The organism is Bradyrhizobium sp. SZCCHNR1043, from assembly GCF_032489675.1.
Lineage (GTDB): Bacteria > Pseudomonadota > Alphaproteobacteria > Rhizobiales > Xanthobacteraceae > Bradyrhizobium.
The window spans coordinates 397,520-417,358 of record NZ_JAUEYN010000004.1 but is presented as its reverse complement, the minus strand read 5'-3'; the positions used below and the strand labels follow the sequence as shown (position 1 = coordinate 417,358).

13 protein-coding genes are annotated in these 19,839 nt (G+C 66.2%); 5 read left to right on the top strand and 8 right to left on the bottom strand.

The window, feature by feature from the left end; translation table 11 throughout:
• Positions 1–6 precede the first annotated feature (6 nt).
• Positions 7–792 (top strand): enoyl-CoA hydratase/isomerase family protein, encoded by a 786-nt coding sequence (locus QX039_RS09490; protein WP_315772451.1) that lies wholly within the window; start codon positions 7–9, stop codon positions 790–792.
• An 8-nt stretch (positions 793–800) separates the two neighbouring features.
• On the opposite strand, the gene QX039_RS09485 is transcribed toward QX039_RS09490, so the two are convergent.
• Positions 801–2,507: an IlvD/Edd family dehydratase gene (locus tag QX039_RS09485; protein ID WP_315772563.1), complete on the bottom strand. Its 1,707-nt coding sequence runs from the start codon at positions 2,505–2,507 to the stop codon at positions 801–803.
• Positions 2,508–2,645: 138 nt separating this feature from the next.
• On the bottom strand, positions 2,646–3,464 hold the full coding sequence (locus QX039_RS09480) for an NAD(P)-dependent oxidoreductase (RefSeq protein WP_315737184.1): 819 nt from the start codon (positions 3,462–3,464) through the stop codon (positions 2,646–2,648).
• A gap of 89 nt (positions 3,465–3,553) precedes the next feature.
• Between QX039_RS09480 and QX039_RS09475 the strand changes: the two genes are divergently transcribed.
• Positions 3,554–4,522, top strand: a complete 969-nt coding sequence (locus QX039_RS09475) for an SMP-30/gluconolactonase/LRE family protein (protein WP_315772450.1) — start codon at positions 3,554–3,556, stop codon at positions 4,520–4,522.
• Between the two features lie 112 nt (positions 4,523–4,634).
• Here the strand turns inward: QX039_RS09475 and QX039_RS09470 are convergent, their stop codons facing one another.
• Positions 4,635–6,065, bottom strand: coding sequence for an aldehyde dehydrogenase family protein (locus tag QX039_RS09470; protein ID WP_315772449.1), 1,431 nt, complete (start codon positions 6,063–6,065; stop codon positions 4,635–4,637).
• 485 nt (positions 6,066–6,550) lie between these two features.
• Positions 6,551–8,920, bottom strand: a complete 2,370-nt coding sequence (locus QX039_RS09465) for a transketolase (RefSeq protein ID WP_315737181.1) — start codon at positions 8,918–8,920, stop codon at positions 6,551–6,553.
• Between the two features lie 139 nt (positions 8,921–9,059).
• Here QX039_RS09465 and QX039_RS09460 point away from each other — a divergent pair, with 139 nt between their 5' ends.
• The 3 genes from QX039_RS09460 to QX039_RS09450 all read left to right on the top strand — a co-directional run bounded on the left by QX039_RS09460 (position 9,060) and on the right by QX039_RS09450 (position 13,093).
• Positions 9,060–9,521 carry an Lrp/AsnC family transcriptional regulator gene (locus QX039_RS09460; protein ID WP_315737180.1) on the top strand — a complete coding sequence of 154 codons (462 nt, stop codon included), beginning with the start codon at positions 9,060–9,062 and terminating at the stop codon, positions 9,519–9,521.
• Positions 9,522–10,670: 1,149 nt separating this feature from the next.
• The gene (locus tag QX039_RS09455) at positions 10,671–11,774 is read left to right on the top strand and encodes a ferredoxin (RefSeq protein WP_315737179.1); all 1,104 of its coding nucleotides are present in this window, start codon (positions 10,671–10,673) and stop codon (positions 11,772–11,774) included.
• Positions 11,775–11,830: 56 nt separating this feature from the next.
• Positions 11,831–13,093: a 2Fe-2S iron-sulfur cluster-binding protein gene (locus QX039_RS09450; protein WP_315737178.1), complete on the top strand. Its 1,263-nt coding sequence runs from the start codon at positions 11,831–11,833 to the stop codon at positions 13,091–13,093.
• Positions 13,094–13,273: 180 nt separating this feature from the next.
• Here the strand turns inward: QX039_RS09450 and QX039_RS09445 are convergent, their stop codons facing one another.
• The 4 genes from QX039_RS09445 to QX039_RS09430 all read right to left on the bottom strand — a co-directional run bounded on the left by QX039_RS09445 (position 13,274) and on the right by QX039_RS09430 (position 19,757).
• A complete protein-coding gene (locus QX039_RS09445) occupies positions 13,274–14,446 on the bottom strand; it encodes a fumarylacetoacetate hydrolase family protein (RefSeq protein WP_315772448.1) in 1,173 nt (390 codons plus the stop codon).
• Positions 14,447–14,531: 85 nt separating this feature from the next.
• On the bottom strand, positions 14,532–17,558 hold the full coding sequence (locus tag QX039_RS09440; RefSeq protein ID WP_315772446.1) for an autotransporter domain-containing protein: 3,027 nt from the start codon (positions 17,556–17,558) through the stop codon (positions 14,532–14,534).
• 209 nt (positions 17,559–17,767) lie between these two features.
• Positions 17,768–18,721 carry a DMT family transporter gene (locus QX039_RS09435; protein WP_315737709.1) on the bottom strand — a complete coding sequence of 318 codons (954 nt, stop codon included), beginning with the start codon at positions 18,719–18,721 and terminating at the stop codon, positions 17,768–17,770.
• A 196-nt stretch (positions 18,722–18,917) separates the two neighbouring features.
• Entirely contained in the window at positions 18,918–19,757 is an 840-nt protein-coding gene (locus tag QX039_RS09430; protein ID WP_315737175.1) for an aldo/keto reductase, read from the bottom strand.
• Between the last annotated feature and the right edge of the window lie 82 nt (positions 19,758–19,839).

Here is a 19,839-nt window from a genome sequence, read left to right as displayed (position 1 = left end):
GATTGAATGTCGGACGCAGCCGCGGACCCCGCTCGCCTGAGCATTGACGGCCCGATCGCGACCATCACGCTGGACCGACCGGCAGCGTTCAACGCCATCAACCTCGCCATCGCGCAGCGCCTGGAACAGCTCGCGGCGCAGGTCGAGGCGGACCCGACCATCCGGGTGCTCGTCCTCAAGGGCGAAGGCCGCGCCTTCTGCGCCGGCGGCGACCTGCAGACGATCGGCGCTGCCGCCGAGGCCGACACCATCACGCCTGTCGTGAGCGAGCTGCTGCACCACTACCACGCCTTCATCGCGAGCCTGCGGCGCATGCACAAGATCGTGCTCGCCAGCGTTCACGGCTCCGCCGCCGGTGCTGGGATGTCGCTGGCCTTCGCGGCCGATCTCTGCATTGCGGCCGAGGATGCGCGCTTCACGCCGGCCTATGCCAAGCTCGGCGTCTCGCCCGACGGCGGCGGCACGGTCGGTGTCATTACGACCGTCGGTGTGCGGCGCGCGCTGCAGATATTCCTGGCCGAGGACAGCTTCACGGCGGCGCAGGCATACGAATGGGGACTGGTCGCGAAAATCGTCCCGGCCTCCGAGCTCGTCGCAGCTACCGACGCGCTGGCTGCGCGGCTGGCGCAGAACATGCCAGCTGGGCTCGCGGCGACCAAGGCGCTGATCCATCGCGCACCGACCAGCGCGGTCGAGGATCAGCTCGCCGCCGAGCGCGACGCAATCATCAACTGCATGCACACGGATGAATTCCGCGCCGCCGTGAAGCGGTTCACCAGCAAAGGAAAGTAGGACTGCGCTCACCCCTTCCCTTTCCGGCGCATGAAGTCGAAATCGCAGCCGTCGTCGGCCTGCAGGATCGTCTCATGAAAGAGGTGCGCATAGCCGCGCTCCGCCCATTCCGGCGTCGGGGCTTGCTTCAGCGCAGCTCGGCGCCGGTCCAGCTCGGCGTCGTCGACCAGCAGGTCAATGCTGCGCTTGGCGACGTCGAGCCGGATCATGTCGTCGGTCCGCACCAGCGCCAGCGGCCCGCCGACGGCGGACTCCGGCGTGATGTGAAGGACGATGGTGCCAAAGGCGGTGCCGCTCATGCGCGCATCGGAGATGCGCACCATGTCCTTGGTGCCGCCGCGCGCGAGCTTCTTCGGGATCGGCAGATAGCCGGCCTCCGGCATGCCCGGCGCGCCTTTGGGTCCGGCGTTGCGCAGCACCAGCACGTCGTCCGCCGAGACGTCGAGATCGGGATCATCGACCCGCAGGGTCATGTCCTCGATCGACTCGAACACGACGGCGCGCCCGGTGTGCTGCAGCAGCTTGGGGCTTGCCGCCGAATGCTTGATGACCGCGCCGCGCGGCGCGAGATTGCCGCGCAGCACCGCGAGCCCGCCCTCCGGCTTGATCGCGTCACCGCGCGAGCGGATCACGTCCTGCCCCGGCACGTCCTCGGCGGCGGCCACGATGTCGCGCAGCGACTGGCCGGTGATCGAGCGGCAATCGAGATCGATGAGATCACCGAGCTGCTTCATCAGCTTCGGCACGCCGCCGGCGTGGTGGAAATGCTCCATGTAGTGATCGCCGGATGGCTTGAGATCGACCAGCACCGGCACCTCGCGGCCGATGCGGTCGAATGCATCGAGATCGATTGTGTGCGGGGTCCGGCCAGCGATCGCGGTGAGATGCACCAGGCCATTGGTCGAGCCGCCGATTGCCTGCAGCACCACCTGCGCATTCTTGAAGGCGGCCGGCGTCAGCAGCTCGCTCGGTTTCGGCCCCTTGGCCTTGGCCATCTCGGCCGCGACGCGTCCGCTGGCTTCGGCCGAACGGAAGCGCTCGGCATGCGGCGCCGGAATCGTTGCGCTCATCGGCAGCGACAATCCGAGGGCCTCGGTGATGCAGGCCATCGTCGAGGCCGTTCCCATCACCATGCAGGTGCCGACCGACGGCGCCAGCCGGCCGTTGACCGCCTCGATCTCGCTGCCGTCCATCTCGCCGGCGCGATACTTCGCCCACAGCCTGCGGCAATCGGTGCAGGCGCCGAGCACCTCGCCCTTGTGATGACCGACCACCATCGGACCAACGGGGATGACCACCGTCGGCAGGTCGGCCGACACCGCCGCCATGATCTGCGCCGGCAAGGTCTTGTCGCAGCCGCCGATGACGACAACCGCATCCATCGGCTGGGCACGGATCATCTCCTCGGTTTCCATCGCCATCAGGTTGCGCAGATACATCGAGGTCGGATGCGCGAAGCTCTCGGCGATCGAGATCGTCGGAAACACGAACGGCATCGCGCCGGACAGCATGACCCCGCGCTTCACCGCTTCTAGGATCTGCGGCACGTTGCCATGGCAGGGGTTGTAGTCGCTGTAGGTGTTGGTGATGCCGACGATGGGCCGGTCGAGCGCGTCGTCCGAATAGCCGGCGGCCTTGATGAAGGCCTTGCGCAGGAACAGCGAGAAGCCGGCATCGCCGTAGGCAGTCAGTCCCTTGCGCAGGCCATCGGTCATGGTCTTCTCTTCTTTCATTCTCAACGTCATTCCGGGGCGCGCGAAGCGCGAACCAGGAATCCAGAAGTTGTCTTGCGCTCTCACATCGAGATTCCGGGTTCGCGTCCTGCGGACGCGCCCCGGAATGACGACGCCCAATTACCCCCAGTCGATGATCCGGCTGGTGTCGCCATCGAACTCGGTGGTGCAGAAAGCGCCGCCCTGGAAGTAGTCGCCGATCGGATCGGCGGGCAGCTTGGCTTGCTCCGCAAAAGCATGCTCGCGGAAATCCTCGGCGCGGCCGGTCGGGCGATAGCCGAGATCGTAGGCGCGCTGATTGTCCCACCAGGCGCGCTCGTTCAACGAGGCGCCATAGAGCACATCGAAATGAATGTCCGGATGCTCGAGGCCGATGCGGCAGAGCTCGACCAGATCCTCCGGCTTCAGCCAGATCGACAGCCGGCGCCGGTCGAGCGGCTTGTCGCCGAAATTGCCGATGCGGATGCACGTCACCTTCAGCCCGTGCTTGTCGGCATAGAGCGAGCCGAGCGCTTCGCCGAACACCTTGCTGACGCCGTAGCGGCCGTCGGGACGCGGTTGCACGTCGTTGTCGATCTTGCGATGGCGCGGATAGAAACCAACCGCGTGGTTTGACGACGCGAACACCACGCGCTTGACGCCCTTGCGGCGAGCCGCCTCGAACAGGTTGTAGCCGCCGATGATGTTGGCCTGCAGGATGTCATTCCATGGACCTTCGACCGAATAGCCGCCGAAATGGATGATGCCGTCGATGCCATCGCACAGTGCTTCGACCTGGGAGAGGTCGGCAAGATCGGCCGCCTTGAACGTCTCCTGGCTGGAGAGATCGGCAGGCGGTCGGAGATCGCTGAGCAGAAGGTCCGGATAGATCGGCGGGAGCAGCTTCCGCAAGGAAGTGCCGATTCCACCGCTCGCTCCGGTCATCAAGATATGTGGCATTTCATCCCTCGTGTTCGGCCCGCAGGTTTGCGGTCATTGCTTGCGGATGATAGCAGAGATCGTAACGGTGCAATAACAGGACCGGCCAGATGTCCGACGGAAACGCTCACGCCCAGGGCTTTCGCCCTGCCACCTTCTATCCCGATCCGGCGATCCAGACGCTCGATCCGCGCTTCGAGAAATACTGGCTCAAATTGTCGGCCGTCGAGCGGCTGGCGACGGGCCTGCGCTGGGCCGAAGGGCCGGTGTGGTTCGGCGACGGCCGCTATCTCTTGTGCAGCGACATTCCCAACCAGCGCATCCTCAAATGGGAGGAGGAGACCGGGGGGGTCTCGGTGTTCCGCAAGCCCTCCAACTTCGCCAACGGCAACACCCGCGACCGGCAGGGCCGGCTGGTCACCTGCGAGCATGGCGGCCGCCGCGTCACCCGCACCGAATATGACGGCTCGATCACGGTGCTGATCGACAGCTTCGACGGCAAGCGGTTGAATTCGCCGAACGACGTCGTGGTCAAATCCGACGGCTCGATCTGGTTCACCGATCCGACCTTCGGACTGCTCGGCAATTACGAGGGCTACAAGGCCGAGCCCGAGATCGACGCCAACGTGTACCGGATCGACGGCACCACCGGCCGGGCGACCATCGTCGCCGAGGGCGTGCTGGGACCGAACGGGCTGTGCTTCTCGCCCGACGAGAGCATCCTCTACGTCGTCGAATCCCGCGGCGCGCCGACCCGCAAGATCCTCGCCTACGACGTCTCCGGCGACGGTACCAAGCTTACCAACAAGCGCATCCACATCGATGCCGGCCCGGGCACGCCGGACGGCATGCGCTGCGACGTCGACGGCAATCTCTGGTGCGGCTGGGGCATGGGCAGCCCTGAGCTCGACGGCGTCATGGTGTTCGCGCCTGACGGAGCTCCGATCGGCCGCATCGCCCTGCCCGAGCGCTGCGCCAACGTCTGCTTTGGCGGCCTCAAGCGCAACCGCCTGTTCATGGCCGCCAGCCAGTCGATCTACGCGCTCTACGTCAACACGCAGGGCGCGCTGGGCGGCTGAGTGTCCAATTGGTAGGGTGGGCAAAGGCGCGGAGCGCCGTGCCCACCAGCTTCGTTGTCGGCGTGAGTGGTGGGCACGCTGCGCTTTGCCCACCCTACGCGCCCTCACGCGATCAAGCCGCGTTGTAGCCTGCGACCGCCTTGACCTCGAGGTATTCCTCGAGACCGAACTTGCCCCATTCGCGGCCGTTGCCGGACTGCTTGTAGCCGCCGAACGGCGCGGTGCGGTCGTTGGGCACGCCCTGCAGATTGACGTTGCCGGCGCGGATCTTGCGGCCGACCTCGCGGGCCTTCTCGATCGTCGGCGCGGTGACGTAGCCGGCGAGACCATAGGGCGTGTCGTTGGCGATCTTGACCGCCTCGGCCTCGTCCTTGGCGGGGATGATGACCAGCACCGGCCCGAAGATCTCCTCGCGCGAGATCGTCATCTCGGGCTTGACGTCGGCGAAGATCGTCGGCCGCACGTAGAAGCCCTTGTTGACGCCCTCGGGCAGGCCGGGACCGCCGGCGACCAGGGTCGCGCCCTCCTCGATGCCCTTGTTGATCAGCGCCTGGATCTTGTCCCACTGGCCGCGATTGACGACCGGGCCGATCGTGGTGCCTTCGCCGCGGGGATCGCCGGCCTTGGTCTTGTCGGCAACGCCCTTCGCGATGGCAGCCACTTCCTTCATCCGCGCGGCGGGCACGATCATGCGCGACGGCGCGTTGCAGGACTGGCCGGAATTGTTGAACATGTGCATGACGCCGCCGGTCACCGCCTTGACCAGATCGGCCCCCTCCAGGATCACGTTCGGCGACTTGCCGCCGAGCTCCTGGCTGACGCGCTTCACGGTCGGCGCGGCGCGCTTGGCGACGTCGATGCCGGCGCGGGTCGAGCCGGTGAACGAGATCATGTCGATGTCCGGATGCTCGCTCATGGCGGCACCGACCTCCGGCCCGAGGCCGTTGATCAGGTTGAACACGCCCTTCGGCACGCCGGCCTCGTGCAGGATCTCGGCGAAGATCAGCGCCGAGGTCGGGGTGAACTCCGACGGCTTCAGGATCATGGTGCAGCCCGCGGCCAGCGCCGGGGCGACCTTGCAGGCGATCTGGTTGAGCGGCCAGTTCCACGGCGTGATCATGCCGACAACGCCGACCGGCTCGCGCACCACCACGGACGCCGGCAGCGTCTCCTCGAACTCGTATTTCTTCAGCACATCGAGCGTCGACATCAGATGGCCGAGACCGGCGCCCGCCTGCAGCTTCTCCGCCATCGGCAGCGGCGCGCCCATCTCGTCGGAGACGGCAGCACCGATTTCCTTCATGCGGCCCTTGTAGACGGCGATGATCTTCTCGAACAGCGCGACGCGCTCCTCGCGCGAGGTCTGCGAGAACGTCTCGAAGGCGCGCTTGGCGGCGGCGACCGCCTTGTCGACATCGGCCTTGGAGCCCAGCGCAACCTCGTACATCGCCTCTTCAGTCGCCGGATTCACGACCGGCGTGGACTTCTTGACGACCGGATCGACCCAGGCGCCGTCGATGTAGAATTGCAGGCGATTGACCATCGGAAAACCTCTTCACGTGGAAGCATCTGGAGGGGGCGGCAGCACGCGGCCGGCATCCTGGCACGCGCGATCCGCGGGATGAACCCGCCACATGCGGGGACCGGGGTTGCGTCCCGCGGATATAGGAGCAAGGCCGCGACCGGCGCAAGCCGACGGACCTGCGTTTCGTCGCCGCTCCATTTTGCATCGCAGCAAATGCGATTGCGGCGATCATTCCGGATGGCAGAATTCCCAGTCCTGCAGATTCATTTTCAACATGTGAACTGCTTCACATCGTGGCCCGGTCGTGCCGATTACTCTCTCCTTCATAGACAGCCCAGCATCTCGAAAGGACGCTGGAAAACATTTCACAACGAATGACTTCGCCAGTTTTTATTGCGTAGCTTTTCAGCACCTAGCCCTTTTGCTCCAAGTTGCGACGCCGTCTCCTTCATCCAGGTGGGGGAGACGGCGCAGCTGTTTTCAGCTCCCTCTTCCCCCCGCCCTCACACCGCCATCTTGCGATGCCGCACCGGAGCGCCGGTGAGGCTCTCGGCCGCATCGATGATCGCGTTGGCATCCATGCCGTTGTGGCGATAGAGATCGTCGATCGTGCCGGTCTGGCCGAACTTTTCGACGCCGAGCGCCTCGACACGATGGCCGCGCACCGACCCGAGCCAGCCGAGCGTCGCCGGGTGGCCGTCGATCACGGTGACGATGCCGCAGTCGCGCGGCAGCGGCGCCAGCAACTGCTCGATATGGCTGAGATGCTGCACGCCGCGGCGATGCCGGCGCAGGCTGCGCGCCGCCGTCCATCCCGCATGCAGCCGGTCCGCCGAGGTGATCGCGAGCAGGCCGACGTCGCGCCGGGATTCGCCGATCAGGCCGGTCGCCTCGATCGCCTCTGGAGCAAGGGCGCCGGTATAGGCGACGATCACCTCCGCATTCGGCCCCGGCTTGCGCAGCCAATAGGCGCCGGCGGCGATGTCGGATTCCAGCTCCGGCGTCATGATCCGCTGCGGCTGATCGATGGTGCGCGTCGATAGCCGCAGATAGAGCGAGCCGCCCTCGCCTGCCTCGCGCTGCATGTGGGCAAAGCCCCATTTCATGATCGCGGCGAGCTCATCGACGAAGGCCGGCTCGAACGACGACAGCCCGTCCTGCGCCATGCCGATCAGCGGCGTTGCGATCGACTGATGCGCGCCGCCTTCCGGTGCCAGCGTCACGCCCGACGGCGTTGCCGCCACCATGAAGCGCGCATCCTGATAGCAGGCGTAGTTCAGCGCATCGAGGCCGCGCTCGATGAAGGGATCGTACAAGGTCACCACGGGCAGCAGCCGGGCGCCATTGATGGCGTGCGACAGGCCGAGCGCGGAGGCCATGATGAACAGGTTCATCTCGGCGATGCCGAGCTCGATGTGCTGGCCCTTCGGCGATGCCGCCCAGTTGAAGGTCGACGGGATCTTCTCGCTACGGAACAGGTCGGCCTTCTCGGCGCGCGCGAACAGGCCGCGGCGGTTGACCCAGGCGCCGAGATTGGTCGACACGGTGACGTCGGGCGACGACGTCACGATGCGCGAGGCCATCGCGGTGTCGCTGCGCGCGAGATCGTTGAGGATCAGGCCAAAGCCCTGCTGCGTCGACATCTGCGCCGCGGCCGTAAAGGTCAGCCGCTCCGGCACGTCGAACACGGCATCGTCAAGCCGGCGGCCGTCGCGATTGAACGGCACGGCGGCGAGAAACGCCTCCAGCTTTGCCGGGTCCTGCTTCAGGCCTTCGAACTTGTCCCACTCATGGCCGGGGCGGATGTTCTGCTGGGCGCGCCATTTCTCCATCTGCGCGACGGTCATCAGGCCGGCGTGATTGTCCTTGTGGCCCTGGAACGGCAGGCCAACACCCTTGATCGTGTAGGCGATGAAGCAGACCGGGCGGTCGTGATCGATGGACTCGAACGCCTCCAGCATGCTCGCCATGTCGTGGCCGCCGAGATTGGACATCAGCGCCAGCAGCTCGTCGTCGCTGCGCTTGTCGAGCAGCCGCGTGACGTCGCCCTGATCGCCGATGTCGTCCTGGATGTGCTTGCGGAAGGCGGCGCCGCCCTGGAAGCACAGCGCCGCATAGAGCGCGTTCGGGCAGTTGTCGATCCAGCGCCGCAAGGCCTCGCCGCCGGGCTCGGCGAACGCCTCGCGCATCAGCTTGCCGTATTTCACGATCACCACGTCCCAGCCGAAATTGCGGAACATGGTCTCGAACTTCTCCCACAGGCCTTCGCGCACGACGGCGTCCAGGCTCTGGCGGTTGTAGTCCACGATCCACCAGGTGTTGCGCAGGCCGTGCTTCCAGCCCTCCGCCAGCGCCTCGAAGATGTTGCCCTCGTCCATCTCGGCATCGCCGACCAGCGCGATCATGCGGCCTTCGCGGCGGTCCTTCATCCAGCCATGCGCCTTGACGTAGTCCTGCACCAGCGACGAGAACAGCGTCTGAGCGACGCCGAGGCCGACCGAGCCGGTCGAGAAATCGACGTCGTCGATGTCCTTGGTGCGCGAGGGATAGGACTGCGCGCCCTTGAAGCCGCGGAAATTCTCCAGCTTCTCGCGGGTCTGCCGGCCGAACAGATACTGGATGGCGTGAAACACCGGGCTGGCATGCGGCTTCACCGCGACGCGGTCCTCCGGGCGCAGCACCGAGAAGTACAGCGCCGACATGATGGTCGCGAGCGAGGCCGAGGAGGCCTGGTGGCCGCCGACCTTGAGGCCGTCAATATTCGGCCGGATGTGGTTGGCGTGATGAATGGTCCAGGACGACAGCCACAGCGCCTTGCGGGCCAGCGCGTTCAGCATGTCGAGACGGTCTGACGGTGCGGATGGCGTGGCCATGGCGCGGCTCCCGGGGGATTGTTTGGATTCTGCAAGCCTAATCCTGTCGACGAGACCATAATTCTCAAATTTTCGCGCATCATGGGCCATTATTGGGATATTTTTCCATCCGATCACCACTTCTAGGGATGCCATCCCAATGCCCGACCTCGACGCCATCGACCGCAAGATCCTCGCCCATCTCCAGGCCGACGGCCGCATCACCATGCAGGAGCTCGCCGACAAGGTCGGACTGTCGGTGTCGCCCTGCCACCGCCGCGTCAAGCTGCTGGAGGAGCGCGGCGTCATCACCCGCTACATCGCCACCGTCGACCAGAAGGCGCTGGGGCTGCACGTCTCCGTTTTCATCTCCATCAAGCTGGCGCGGCAGAAGGAGGAGGATCTGAAGCGGTTCGAGAAGGCGATCTCGGCCTGGCCCGAGGTGCTGGAGTGCTATCTGATGACGGGGAATCGCGACTACCTGCTGCGCGTGGTCGCGGCTGATCTCTCCTCCTATGAAGCGTTCCTGAAAACCAAGCTGACTCGTCTCGACGGCATCGCCTCGATCGAAAGTAGCTTTGCGCTGAGCCAGGTGAAGTATTCGATCGCGCTGCCGGTGTGAGGCCAGCTGCCTCAGCAATCTCAGCTGTCGTCCCGGCGAACGCCGGGACCCATACTCCGCGGCAGTTATTGTGAAGAAAGACTGGGTCGACATCGTGCGCAACAACATCTCCCTGGGGTTATGTGTCCCGGCGTTCGCCGGGACGACACTGGAATCCTGGGCGAGAGCGCTCGTCCCCCAACGCCGGCGATCTATCGCCACATGCGTTCGCAGTCCCGCGGCGGGTTGCGCCCGAGCTATGCTGATCGCTTCACCCTCCTCGACAACAGAGGGCGCAGGGAAGGCCGGGCGCTGGCCGCGCCCGTGGCCCGCCTGCGAAAAAAAAATGCAGGCGGCAGGTACCACAGGTCTGGCCGAACACGCCCGGCCCTCCCTGCGCGATGGTTTTGACGGCTGCTTCGCGTTCTCCCCGGTGCGCCGGCTTTTGGCCACCGTGCGCGACGATGCGCTTTGCGCGCTCCGCCGCGGGACACCAGCATCGGGGTGCCAGGACCGCGCGACTTGACCGTGCGTGCATCGCTGTTCGTCCGCGCGAATGATCACGCTGCAACGACACACGCCCATCGCATTCCGCTGCCGACGTCCATGACGACCGCGATACGTCCCCTCCGACGCAACGGAACGGGCGGGACTCTAATGCTGATTTTACGAAATAGACAAGCGATTTATTTTTCCGCACAGGGCTGGACAGGATTTCTCGCGCACGCCCCGATTTGCCCGACGGGCAGCTTTCGCATGCCGCATCCCACGCACACGCGCCTTCATTGCGCCTGCGATCTGTCACGGTGAAGGCCGTCATTGATCCAGATCAAACGCACTCGAAAACAAACCTCGATCCAGATCAAATGCTTGATGCTCCTCGATTTGATCCAGATCAAACGGCCGCAGGCCCACCGCAGCATGGCCCAGACACGTCCATATTGGCCGTCAAAAAGCGCCACATCTCGTCGGCAGATTCCGCGGCACAGCATGCGCTGATGACGCGAACTAACAGGCCTGGCGGACGAGCACGTCTGGCCCGGCCTCGTCACACCAGCGCGCCGTGCCAAGTAACCAGCGTCCTGGAAAGCAATGCGAAACAACAGCGCTCAACGTTCGTCCCAATACGACTACGCTTCGCACCGTCGAGAGGCCCGGCCGCTCACACACGTGGCCGTGCAGGTGGCTCCCGCCAGGTATCAGCCGGCCGCGCAGCCGGGCAGCCGCAGCACCGGCCGGGCCGAGCGGCGATTCTGGCTGACCATGCAGACGGTCATGCTGGTCGTCGGCGTGCTGCTGGTGAATCTGCTGCTGTTCTTCCCTGCGCTCGGCATCGCCCTGATGTGGAATCTGCTGATTCCGGTCGCGCCGGCGCTGGTGACGATCTCGCCCGGCCTGTGGCGCAACATCTGTCCGATGGCGACCTTTCATCTCTTGCCGAACAAGATGGGCATCTCGCAGAACATCCGGATGCCGGAATGGGGCGCGGCGACCTTAGCGGTGATCAGCGTAACCTCGCTCTTCATCGTCGTGCCGATGCGGCGCATCGGACTCAATGTTGACGGGCCGTTGACGGCGCTCATGCTGCTGTCGGCTGCGGTCATGGCGTTCGCGATGGGCTCGGTGTTCGAGATGCGCTCGGGCTGGTGCACCTCGCTGTGCCCGATCCACCCCGTCGAGCGTCTGTACGGCACCAACCCCGCTCTCACCTTCAAGAACGCCCGCTGCAATATCTGCGAGGCCTGCAGCAATCCGTGCCCGGACTCGACGCCGGAGCTGACGCCGACCGCGGGCGTGCCGACGAAGGTGCAGCAGTTCCTCGGCAACTTCCTGATCGGCAGCTTTCCCGGCTTCGTCTGGGGCTGGTTCCAGGTGCCGGATTATCCGCCGCAGCAGGTCGGGAGTGCCGAGATCATCACTGCCTATGTCTGGCCGTTCGGCGCGGCCGTCATCAGCTACATCGTGTTCAGGATCGGCGAGCACATGCTGCGCTACAAGCCGGCCACCCGCACCCGGATGCACCGCATCTTCGCCGCGACGGCGGTCAGCACCTACTATTGGTATCGCCTGCCCGGTCCGGCGTCGCTGCTGCCGGACTGGTTTCCGCTGGTCTCGCACCTCGTCACGACGCCGTTCTTCTTCTGGTTCCTGGTGCTGCGCTCGCCGAAGGTGAGCTGGCTGAAGCGGCCGGTGATGGCCTCGAACTACTGGTCGAGCCGGTTCGAGAGCACGGCCAACAAGAACCTCATCCGCGTCTCACCCGACAGGGCGTGATCCCGCGGCGTCCTTCAGCCCACATTGTCACAGCGTATTCGATCGAGGAGTGAACCATGTCGAACTTCAGGACCGTCACCGTCAAGGGCCGCCAGTTCCGCGTCCGCGCGGGTGACGTGCTGCTCGATGGCGCGCTGGCCAACGGCGTCGAGATTCCGTTCGACTGCCGCGCCGGCACCTGCGGCACCTGCATGGTTCATGTCTCCAAGGGCCAGACGGTGTGCGGCGAGACGCATACGCAGGGCATGATCTACGCCTGCCAGGCGCGCGTCGTGTCCGACCTCGACGTCGAGATGGAGGACGTGCCCGAGATCGACACCAGCAAGGCGCGCCTGGTCGGCCTGCGCGAGGTCGCGCCCGACATCATGGAGCTGATGATCGCCCCGGAGAAGAGCATCAGCTATCTGCCGGGGCAGTACTTCAAGTTCACCTTCAACGGCTATCCGGCGCGCGCCTACAGCCCCACCGCCTCGTTCGACGGCCGCATCGGCGGCCGCGTCATCCATCTCAACATCAAGCGCGTGCGCGGCGGCCGCGTGACGACGGCGCTCGGCAGCGGCATCCGTCCCGGCCATCGCTTGCGCATCCAGGGGCCCTACGGCCATGCGTTCCTGCGCCCCGGCGGGACCGGCCGGCTGATCCTCGTCGGCAGCGGCACCGGCTTTGCGCCGATCTGGGCGATCGCGGCGATGGCGCTGCGCGAGCAGCGCGGCCGGCCGATGGTGATCATCGCCGGCGCCAAGAAGCTGCCGCAGCTCTACATGACGCCGATCCTGGCACAGCTCGCGCGGCTGCCCAACGTCACGATCATCCCGACCGTCGAGGAAGGCCCGATCAATCATCCCTCGATCCGCACCGGACGGATCGAGCCGCACATGCCGACCTTGACCGCCTCCGACGTCGTCTATGCCTGCGGCTCGCCGCGCATGGTCAGCGCGCTCGCCGGCATGGTCGAGAAGGCCGGCGCGACCTTCTATGCCGATCCGTTCGACCCAGCTCCGCCGGAAGCGCCGTCCGGCCTGATCGGACGCATCAAGACGCTGGTGGCGCGGCGGCCGCCGGAGCCCGAGCCGAGCCGCGACAGCGGCAAGGGCCGTGAGGCTTCGCTCGATCCGTTCGAGCGGGCGCTATCGCTGGTGCCGAAGGATCCGATCGAGGATGATCTCGGCCTGCGCCGCCCCGAGCCGCGCCGCAGCGCGGCGGCCGAGCGCGACCATGCATTGTCGGTGGTGCGAGAGCGTGCCGCGCTGGGCGATCCCACGCAGTTGCAGGAGCGCGCCCGCCGCGCCGCCGGGCAGATGGCGTCGGGGCACGTGTGAGGACTGCGGCCGGGTATCCGCAACAGGGCGACCGCATACGAGGACCAGAGCGCCGTCCTCGTCTATCTCCATGTCGTCATGGCCGGGCTTGTCCCGGCCATCCACGTCATTCGGCATACGTGGGAGGACGTGGATGCCCGGGACAAGCCCGGGCATGACGGAATAACGACTAAGCAAGCCTCAGATCAGCTTGCGCCGCGCCAAACTCCGCATCAAGGCACCGACGCCGAAAGTCCACGGCTCGCATTCGTCGCTGTTGCGCATGCGGTTGACGAGGCGGCCGAGCTGCGGCGCTGAAATGGTGACGATGTCGTCGCGCTTGTGCGTAAAACCCTGGCCCGGCGCGTCGCGGTCCTTGACGGGCGCGAACATCGTGCCGAGGAACAGCGCGAAGCCGTCGGGATATTGATGCACGGCGCCGATGGTCTGGGCGACGAGATCGGTCGGATCGCGGCTGATCTTGCTGATGGAGGAATGACCGTCGAGCACGAAGCCGTCGCTGCCGGTCACGGTCAGCGCGACATCCATTTGCCTGACGTCGTCGAGCGAAAAGCTCTTGTCGAACAGCCGCAGCAGCGGGCCGATGGCACAGGAGGCGTTGTTGTCCTTGGCCTTTGACAGCAGCAGCGCCGAGCGGCCCTCGAAGTCGCGCAGGTTGACGTCATTGCCGAGCATCGCGCCGACGATGCGGCCGCGGCTCGACACCGCCAGCACCACCTCCGGCTCCGGATTGTTCCAGGTCGATTTCGGATGCAGCCCGGCATCCATGCCGGTGCCGACAGATGACAAGGTCGGCGCCTTGGTGAAGACCTCGGCATCGGGCCCGATGCCGACCTCGAGATACTGGCTCCAGGCGTTCTGCTCGATCAGCACCTGCTTCAGGTGCATCGCCTGGTCCGAGCCCGGCTTGAGCTTGGAGAAATCGTCGCCGACGAGACGCACCACCTCCTTGCGGATCGCCTCGGCGGAGGCCGGGTTGCCGCGCGCGCGCTCCTCGATGACACGCTCCAGCATCGAGATCGCGAAGGTGACACCCGCGGCCTTCAGCACCTGCAGATCGACCGGCGCCAGCAGCCACGGCTTGGCCGGATTGCGGCGATCCGGCGGCGTGTTGGCGAGGATGGCGGCGAGATCGCCGATGCGCTCGCCTTTCATCGCGCGCAGGGCCGCCGCCGGATCGTCGTGCTCGCAGAGGGCGCTGACGGTGGGGAAAGCCGAGGTGACGTCATAAACGCCGTCATCGCGCACCGCGACCACGGCCGGTCCGTCCACGTCGGGGCGCCAGACCCGGCCGACCAGCGTCCCGCTGGTGCCGTCGTCGGGCAGGACGGTCTCGGGCGTCAGGTTGATCATGGCGTCGTGCTCCCTGTTGTTCTTGTTGCTCAGCGCACCCCTAGCATCGGTGCACGCCGGCTCCAAGCCACACGACGTCGCGCAATCACCAACTGTAGCGCAGCACGCCCTTGCCGGCGTAGGAGCGGCTGATGGACGAGAACTCGCCCTCGAAGGTCACAGCCGCCGACCAGCCGTTGCGCCAGGCCATTTCGGCCGAGGCCGTGGTCAGCGCAAGGTCGCGCGACTGCGCAGCGCCGTTGACGACGAAACTCGTGCCCGGGAGCAGCTGGAAGCCGGCGGTCATGGTGCGATCCGGGTTGAAATTGTGCGCCCAGGCGGCGCGGCCGCGCAGCGACAACACGCCATCGGCGAGCACGAAAGCCCGGTCGAAACGCGCGCCGATCTCGATGCGCGCATCGGTCACGGTCTTGCCGGCATAGGTCAGCGCGAAGGTCCCGGCGCCGGAGAGCACCTGCTCGGCATAGGACGGCAGCACGTAAGCCGTCGCCTGGCCGCCGAGATAGGGCGTGATCCCGCCCCACGGCGTGGCATAGCGGCGGCCGGCCTCGAGGCGGGCCGAATAGGCCGACGCATTGAAGCGGGCGCGGAGCTGGTCGACGCCGGCGACGGTCACGGTGCGGTCGGTGGTCACGTCGTGCCAGCCATAGGCGAGCGCGGCGGCAAGATAATTCGGGCCGTTGCGATAGCGGGCGAAGGCGCCAGCCTGGAACAGGTCGGAGCGGCCGCTGCCGCCGCCATTGACGCCGAAGCTGGTGCCGCCGCCGGACAGCGCGAAGCCGGCCAGCCAGCTCGGCGACACGATGTAATCGGCGCCGGCGGCCAAGCCGACCTCGCGGATCGTGGCGTTGTTCGAGCCGAGCGCGGCGTTGCCATCGGTGAACGAGCCGCCGCCGAACGGCGCGGCCCAGGTGCTCCAGCGCTCATCGAAGCGCTGGGCCGGTGTGGCCTTCACCTGCATGCGCGCGAAGGCATCGCGCGGCGCGGCGCCCTTCCCTGCGTCGGCGAACGCTGCAGCCGGACTAGATGCGTTCGCGCTGCGACCGGCGACGAAAGGATCGGTCATCAGGCCAAGAAAGATCTTCATCGAGTCGAACATCGCCTGCTGCGGAGCGGTGGCGATCTCGCCGGAGACCTGCGTCAGGCCGGCCGGGGTCAGCGCGCCGAAGGCGAGCGGAATGCCGCCGGTGCGATTGAAATAGCCGGTCGTGGTGTCCGTGACGTTCTGCTGGTTGGTGTTGTTGGTGCCGGTCGAGCCAAGCGTCAGGTTCAGATAGACGTTGTTGGCGTCGTAGCTCAGACGAGAAGTGAAATTGGCCGGCAGGTTGGTGTTGACCAGCGCATTGAAGGTGCCGCTGACGCCGCCGGTCGCATTGACGATCGTGTACTGCTTGTTGACGTAGCTGCCGGGCGCGAAACTCGCCTGCACGGTGGCGCCGCCGAGCGTCGCCGTTCCCGTCACGTTGACCCGATCGGCATTGGCCGGGGATACCTCGACCATGTAGCTCGCAGCCGTCGTGAACACGAGGTTGCCCTGCACGGTGAGCAGCCCGATCGAATTGCCCGGCGCGAGTGCGCCGCCATTGACCAGCGTGCTACCGACGATGCCGTTGCCGCCGAGCGCGCCGCCGGAATTCACCACGACATTGCTGCCGGCGATCGAGCCGTTCACGGCGAGGATGCCGCCGTCGATCGTGGTCGTGCCGGTATAGGTATTGACGCCGGACAATGTCAGCTTGCCGCTGCCGACCTTGGTCAGCGAGCCTGGGCCGATGGTGCCGCACCCGCAAGGATCGGTGTCGCCGATCACGCCGGAGACCTCGGTGGAGAGATTGTTGCCGCCGACCACCAGCGTGTTGAAGGCGCCGATGTAGTAGTTGCCGGAGCCCGCCAGCGAGCCGGCGGTGATGCGGCCGTCGCCATTGACACCCGTGCTACCGGAGAAATCGACCACGCCGGTGCCATTGGTGACGAACTGGGCGGTGCCGCCGGTCGTATTGTCGAGGAAGCGGGTGCGGCCGCCATCATTGGTGATGATCGTGGCGGAGCCGGCGCTGGCGTGATCGAAGAACAGCGTCGAGCCGCCGTCATTGGTGGTGACGGTCGCGTTCGCCGCGGTGGAATGGGCGTTGAACTGGACCTGGCCGTTCATGTTGTTGGTGATGGTGGCATTGCCGGCCGACGGGGTGTCGCTGCCGAAGCCGATCCCGAACATCACGTAGGAATTGCCGCCATTGGTGATGACCGCATTGGCGGCCGTGGCGGCATTGACGAACGCCAGCATGCTGAACGTGTCGTTCGTGATCGTCGCGTTGCCGGCGCTGGTACTGGCGTTGAACAGCGTACGGCCCTGATGGTTGGTGATCACGGCGCTGCCGGCCGTGGCCGTGTCCGTGCCGCCGGCGACACCGAACGCGGTCGTGGCGATCGACTGGTTCACGATCGTCATCGTGCCGGCGGAGCTCGCACCGAGGAAGTTGGTGGTGCCGCCATCATTGGTGAGCGAGACGATGCCGGACGTGTCGGCCCTAACGATGTTGAAGATGCCGAAATTCGACACGTCGCCGACGATCCGGGCGGTGTGGGTGGCATCGCCGAGCTGCAGGGTCGCGACGCTGCCGATGAAGGTGCCGCCGGAGTAGGAATTGGTGCCGAGCAGGATGGTGGTGCTGTTGCCGAGCAATTCGGCGCGCACGCCGGCAACGGTCTCGCCGAGGTTGTTGCCGATGGTGATGGTCTGGCCGGAATTGGCGTTGTTGATGAAGCCCCAGCCGGAGCCGGCGACGCCGAAATTCACGTCGGCGCCGCCGATCGAATAGGACTGGGCGTTGCTGAGGAAGATCCAGGAATCCGGATTGATCGGCGCGGTGACCGTGATGGTCGATGCGCCGGTGGCCCCGAACAGCGCCTCCTGGCCGCCCGATGCCGGCGGCGCGCCGGCCGGCGGGGTCTCCCAGTTGGTCGAGAGATTGTAGTCGGAGGTCGTCGTCGTGGCGCCGGGACCGCCCCAGGTGTAGTCGGTTTGCGCCTGCGCGGCCGTCGTCAGCCCGAGCCCGACCACGAGCACCAATCCGCCAACCCGCCAGCGGACAGCCGTGTTGTCGCCCGACATCCCCACTCCGACACTCCCAAGCCCTGCTCTGCACGTTCTCGTGCAGTCCAAGACCTAGCAGCTCAGACTTGGTGGTCGGGACGGGATGCGAATGCGTTTTTCCAATGATTTCAGATCATTACGCGTTTCGCACCGGTTGTGGCGATCGCGCAACGCATCCGCCCAAAAATTCACACCCCCGTATTCGCCAGGGATGCGCGAGCGAGGGCTCACGGATTCGGCGAGCTCTCGCCGGCGACCTGCAGCAGTTGCGAGCGGCGGACGCGCTCGCGATGGGCGGTGTAGAGGCCGCTGGAGACGATGAAGGCGGCGCCGACAATGGTCCAGACGTCCGGCACCTCGCCGAACACCAGGAAGCCGAGGATGCTGACCCACAGGAGCTGGGTGTAGGAGAACGGCGCCAGCACCGAGGCGTCGGCATAGCGGAACGCCAGCACGACGATCCACTGCCCCATGGTCGAGGCGACGCCGACCAGCACGCCGAAGCCGATGTCCTGCCAGGACGGCGTGGTCCAGACGAACGGCACGATTGCCGTGAGCACGCAGAGGCCGGCGATCGACGAATAGGTCATGATCGTGATGGCGTGCTCACGCCCGCTCATCATCCGCGTCATGATCAGCGTGCAGGCCCAGGCGAAGGCCGAGGCGATCGGGAACAAGGCGGCGAGATGGAACGCGCCGGTGCCGGGGCGGAGAATGATCAGCACGCCAAACAACCCGACCGCGGTCGCGATCCAGCGGCGCAGGCCGACCTTCTCGCTGAGGAACACGATCGACAACGCGGTGACGAACAGCGGCGCGACGAAGCCGGTGGCGGAAGCCTCGGCGATCGGCAGATAGCGTAAACCGGTGATGAACATCAGCGACGAGCCGAGCAGCGCAACGCCGCGCAGCAGTTGGAACTTGAGCCGCTCGGTGCGCATCGCGAACAGCGGCGAGCCCGGGATCATCGCCGGCACCATGATCGCTGCGAATATGACGAAGCGGATCCAGGTGATCTCGATCGAGGGCAGCGTCTTCGAGAGATATTTCGCTGTGACGTCCGAGGTGCCGAGGAACACGGTCGACAGCAGGATCAGCGCGATGCCGCGGAACGGCCGGTCGGCCCGCGCGGGCGCGCGCTTGCGCGTGGCCTGCGGCTTCTCCTGCACGGAGGTCGGCACGTCGTCGAGGCGCGCGGCTGCGGCCGCACTCGGTGGCGGGGTCACGGTCGAACTCGGGAGTTTTGGAACGGGGACGATTCGGTGAGTGGCGACAAAACGCCAATCGCGACGCCGCGACAACCCATCGAAGCGGGCAGCACTTATGCGTTGCCACGCGCCGGAGTAGCAAACATCCGTAATTTTCCGTGATGCTGCATTACAGCATGGGCAGCCCGCGCGGCTTCGGCCCGCGCGGAAAGGCGCGATCGATTGCGGCGATCTCGGCTGCGGTCAGCTCGATGTCGCCGGCCGCGGCATTCTGCTCGGCATGCTCGGGCCGCGACGCCTTGGGGATCGCGAGCAGCGACGACGCCCGCGTCAGGAAGGCGAGCGCGATCTGGCGCGGCGTTGCGCCATGCTGCTCCGCGATGCGCTGCAGCACCTCGCCGCCGGCGCTGCGGCGTTCCGGAAAGTCGTCATGGCCGAACGGCGAGTAGGCGACGACGGCGACGCCATGCTGGCCGCACCACGGGATCACCGCGTGCTCGATGGCGCGCTCCTGCAGATGGTAGAGCACCTGGTTGCAGGCGATCTTGCCCTCGCCTGCGACCTTCAGCAGTTCATCGAGATCGTCGACGTCGAAATTGCTGACGCCCCAGGACCCGATCTTGCCGGCGGCCTTGAGCTCCTCGAACGCCGCCACCGTTTCCGCGAGCGGATAGGAGCCCGGCCAGTGCAGGAGATAGCAGTCGAGCCGGTCGGTCTTCAGCCGCTTCAGCGAGCGCTCGCAGGCGGTGATGGTGCCCTTGCGCGAGGCGTTGCTTGGCAGCACCTTCGAGACCAGGAATACGTCGTCACGCCGGCCGGCGATGGCCTCGGCGATGACCAGCTCGGCATCGCCATACATCTCCGCGGTATCGATGTGGCTCATGCCGAGATCCAGGCCGCGCCGCAACGTGGCGATGGCGCGGCTGCGATCGGCGTGGTCGAGATACCAGGTGCCCTGCCCGATGACGGAGACGCTGGCTCCGCCGGTTCCGAATGTCTTGTGCTTCATGCGCGGGAGCATAGTGGATGAGGCGCACGACGTCGATTGGGTGCCTCCCTGCTCAAGGCATCTGACGCGCCTCCACACCCAC

What these genes read in the sequence shown, in the direction of transcription:
- QX039_RS09490 (WP_315772451.1), top strand. Translation starts at nt 7, where the DNA reads ATGTCGGACGCAGCCGCGGACCCCGCTCGCCTGAGCATTGACGGCCCG.
- QX039_RS09485 (WP_315772563.1), bottom strand. Translation starts at nt 2,507, where the DNA reads ATGACCGATGGCCTGCGCAAGGGACTGACTGCCTACGGCGATGCCGGC.
- QX039_RS09480 (WP_315737184.1), bottom strand. Translation starts at nt 3,464, where the DNA reads ATGCCACATATCTTGATGACCGGAGCGAGCGGTGGAATCGGCACTTCC.
- QX039_RS09475 (WP_315772450.1), top strand. Translation starts at nt 3,554, where the DNA reads ATGTCCGACGGAAACGCTCACGCCCAGGGCTTTCGCCCTGCCACCTTC.
- QX039_RS09470 (WP_315772449.1), bottom strand. Translation starts at nt 6,065, where the DNA reads ATGGTCAATCGCCTGCAATTCTACATCGACGGCGCCTGGGTCGATCCG.
- QX039_RS09465 (WP_315737181.1), bottom strand. Translation starts at nt 8,920, where the DNA reads ATGGCCACGCCATCCGCACCGTCAGACCGTCTCGACATGCTGAACGCG.
- QX039_RS09460 (WP_315737180.1), top strand. Translation starts at nt 9,060, where the DNA reads ATGCCCGACCTCGACGCCATCGACCGCAAGATCCTCGCCCATCTCCAG.
- QX039_RS09450 (WP_315737178.1), top strand. Translation starts at nt 11,831, where the DNA reads ATGTCGAACTTCAGGACCGTCACCGTCAAGGGCCGCCAGTTCCGCGTC.
- QX039_RS09445 (WP_315772448.1), bottom strand. Translation starts at nt 14,446, where the DNA reads ATGATCAACCTGACGCCCGAGACCGTCCTGCCCGACGACGGCACCAGC.
- QX039_RS09440 (WP_315772446.1), bottom strand. Translation starts at nt 17,558, where the DNA reads ATGTCGGGCGACAACACGGCTGTCCGCTGGCGGGTTGGCGGATTGGTG.
- QX039_RS09430 (WP_315737175.1), bottom strand. Translation starts at nt 19,757, where the DNA reads ATGAAGCACAAGACATTCGGAACCGGCGGAGCCAGCGTCTCCGTCATC.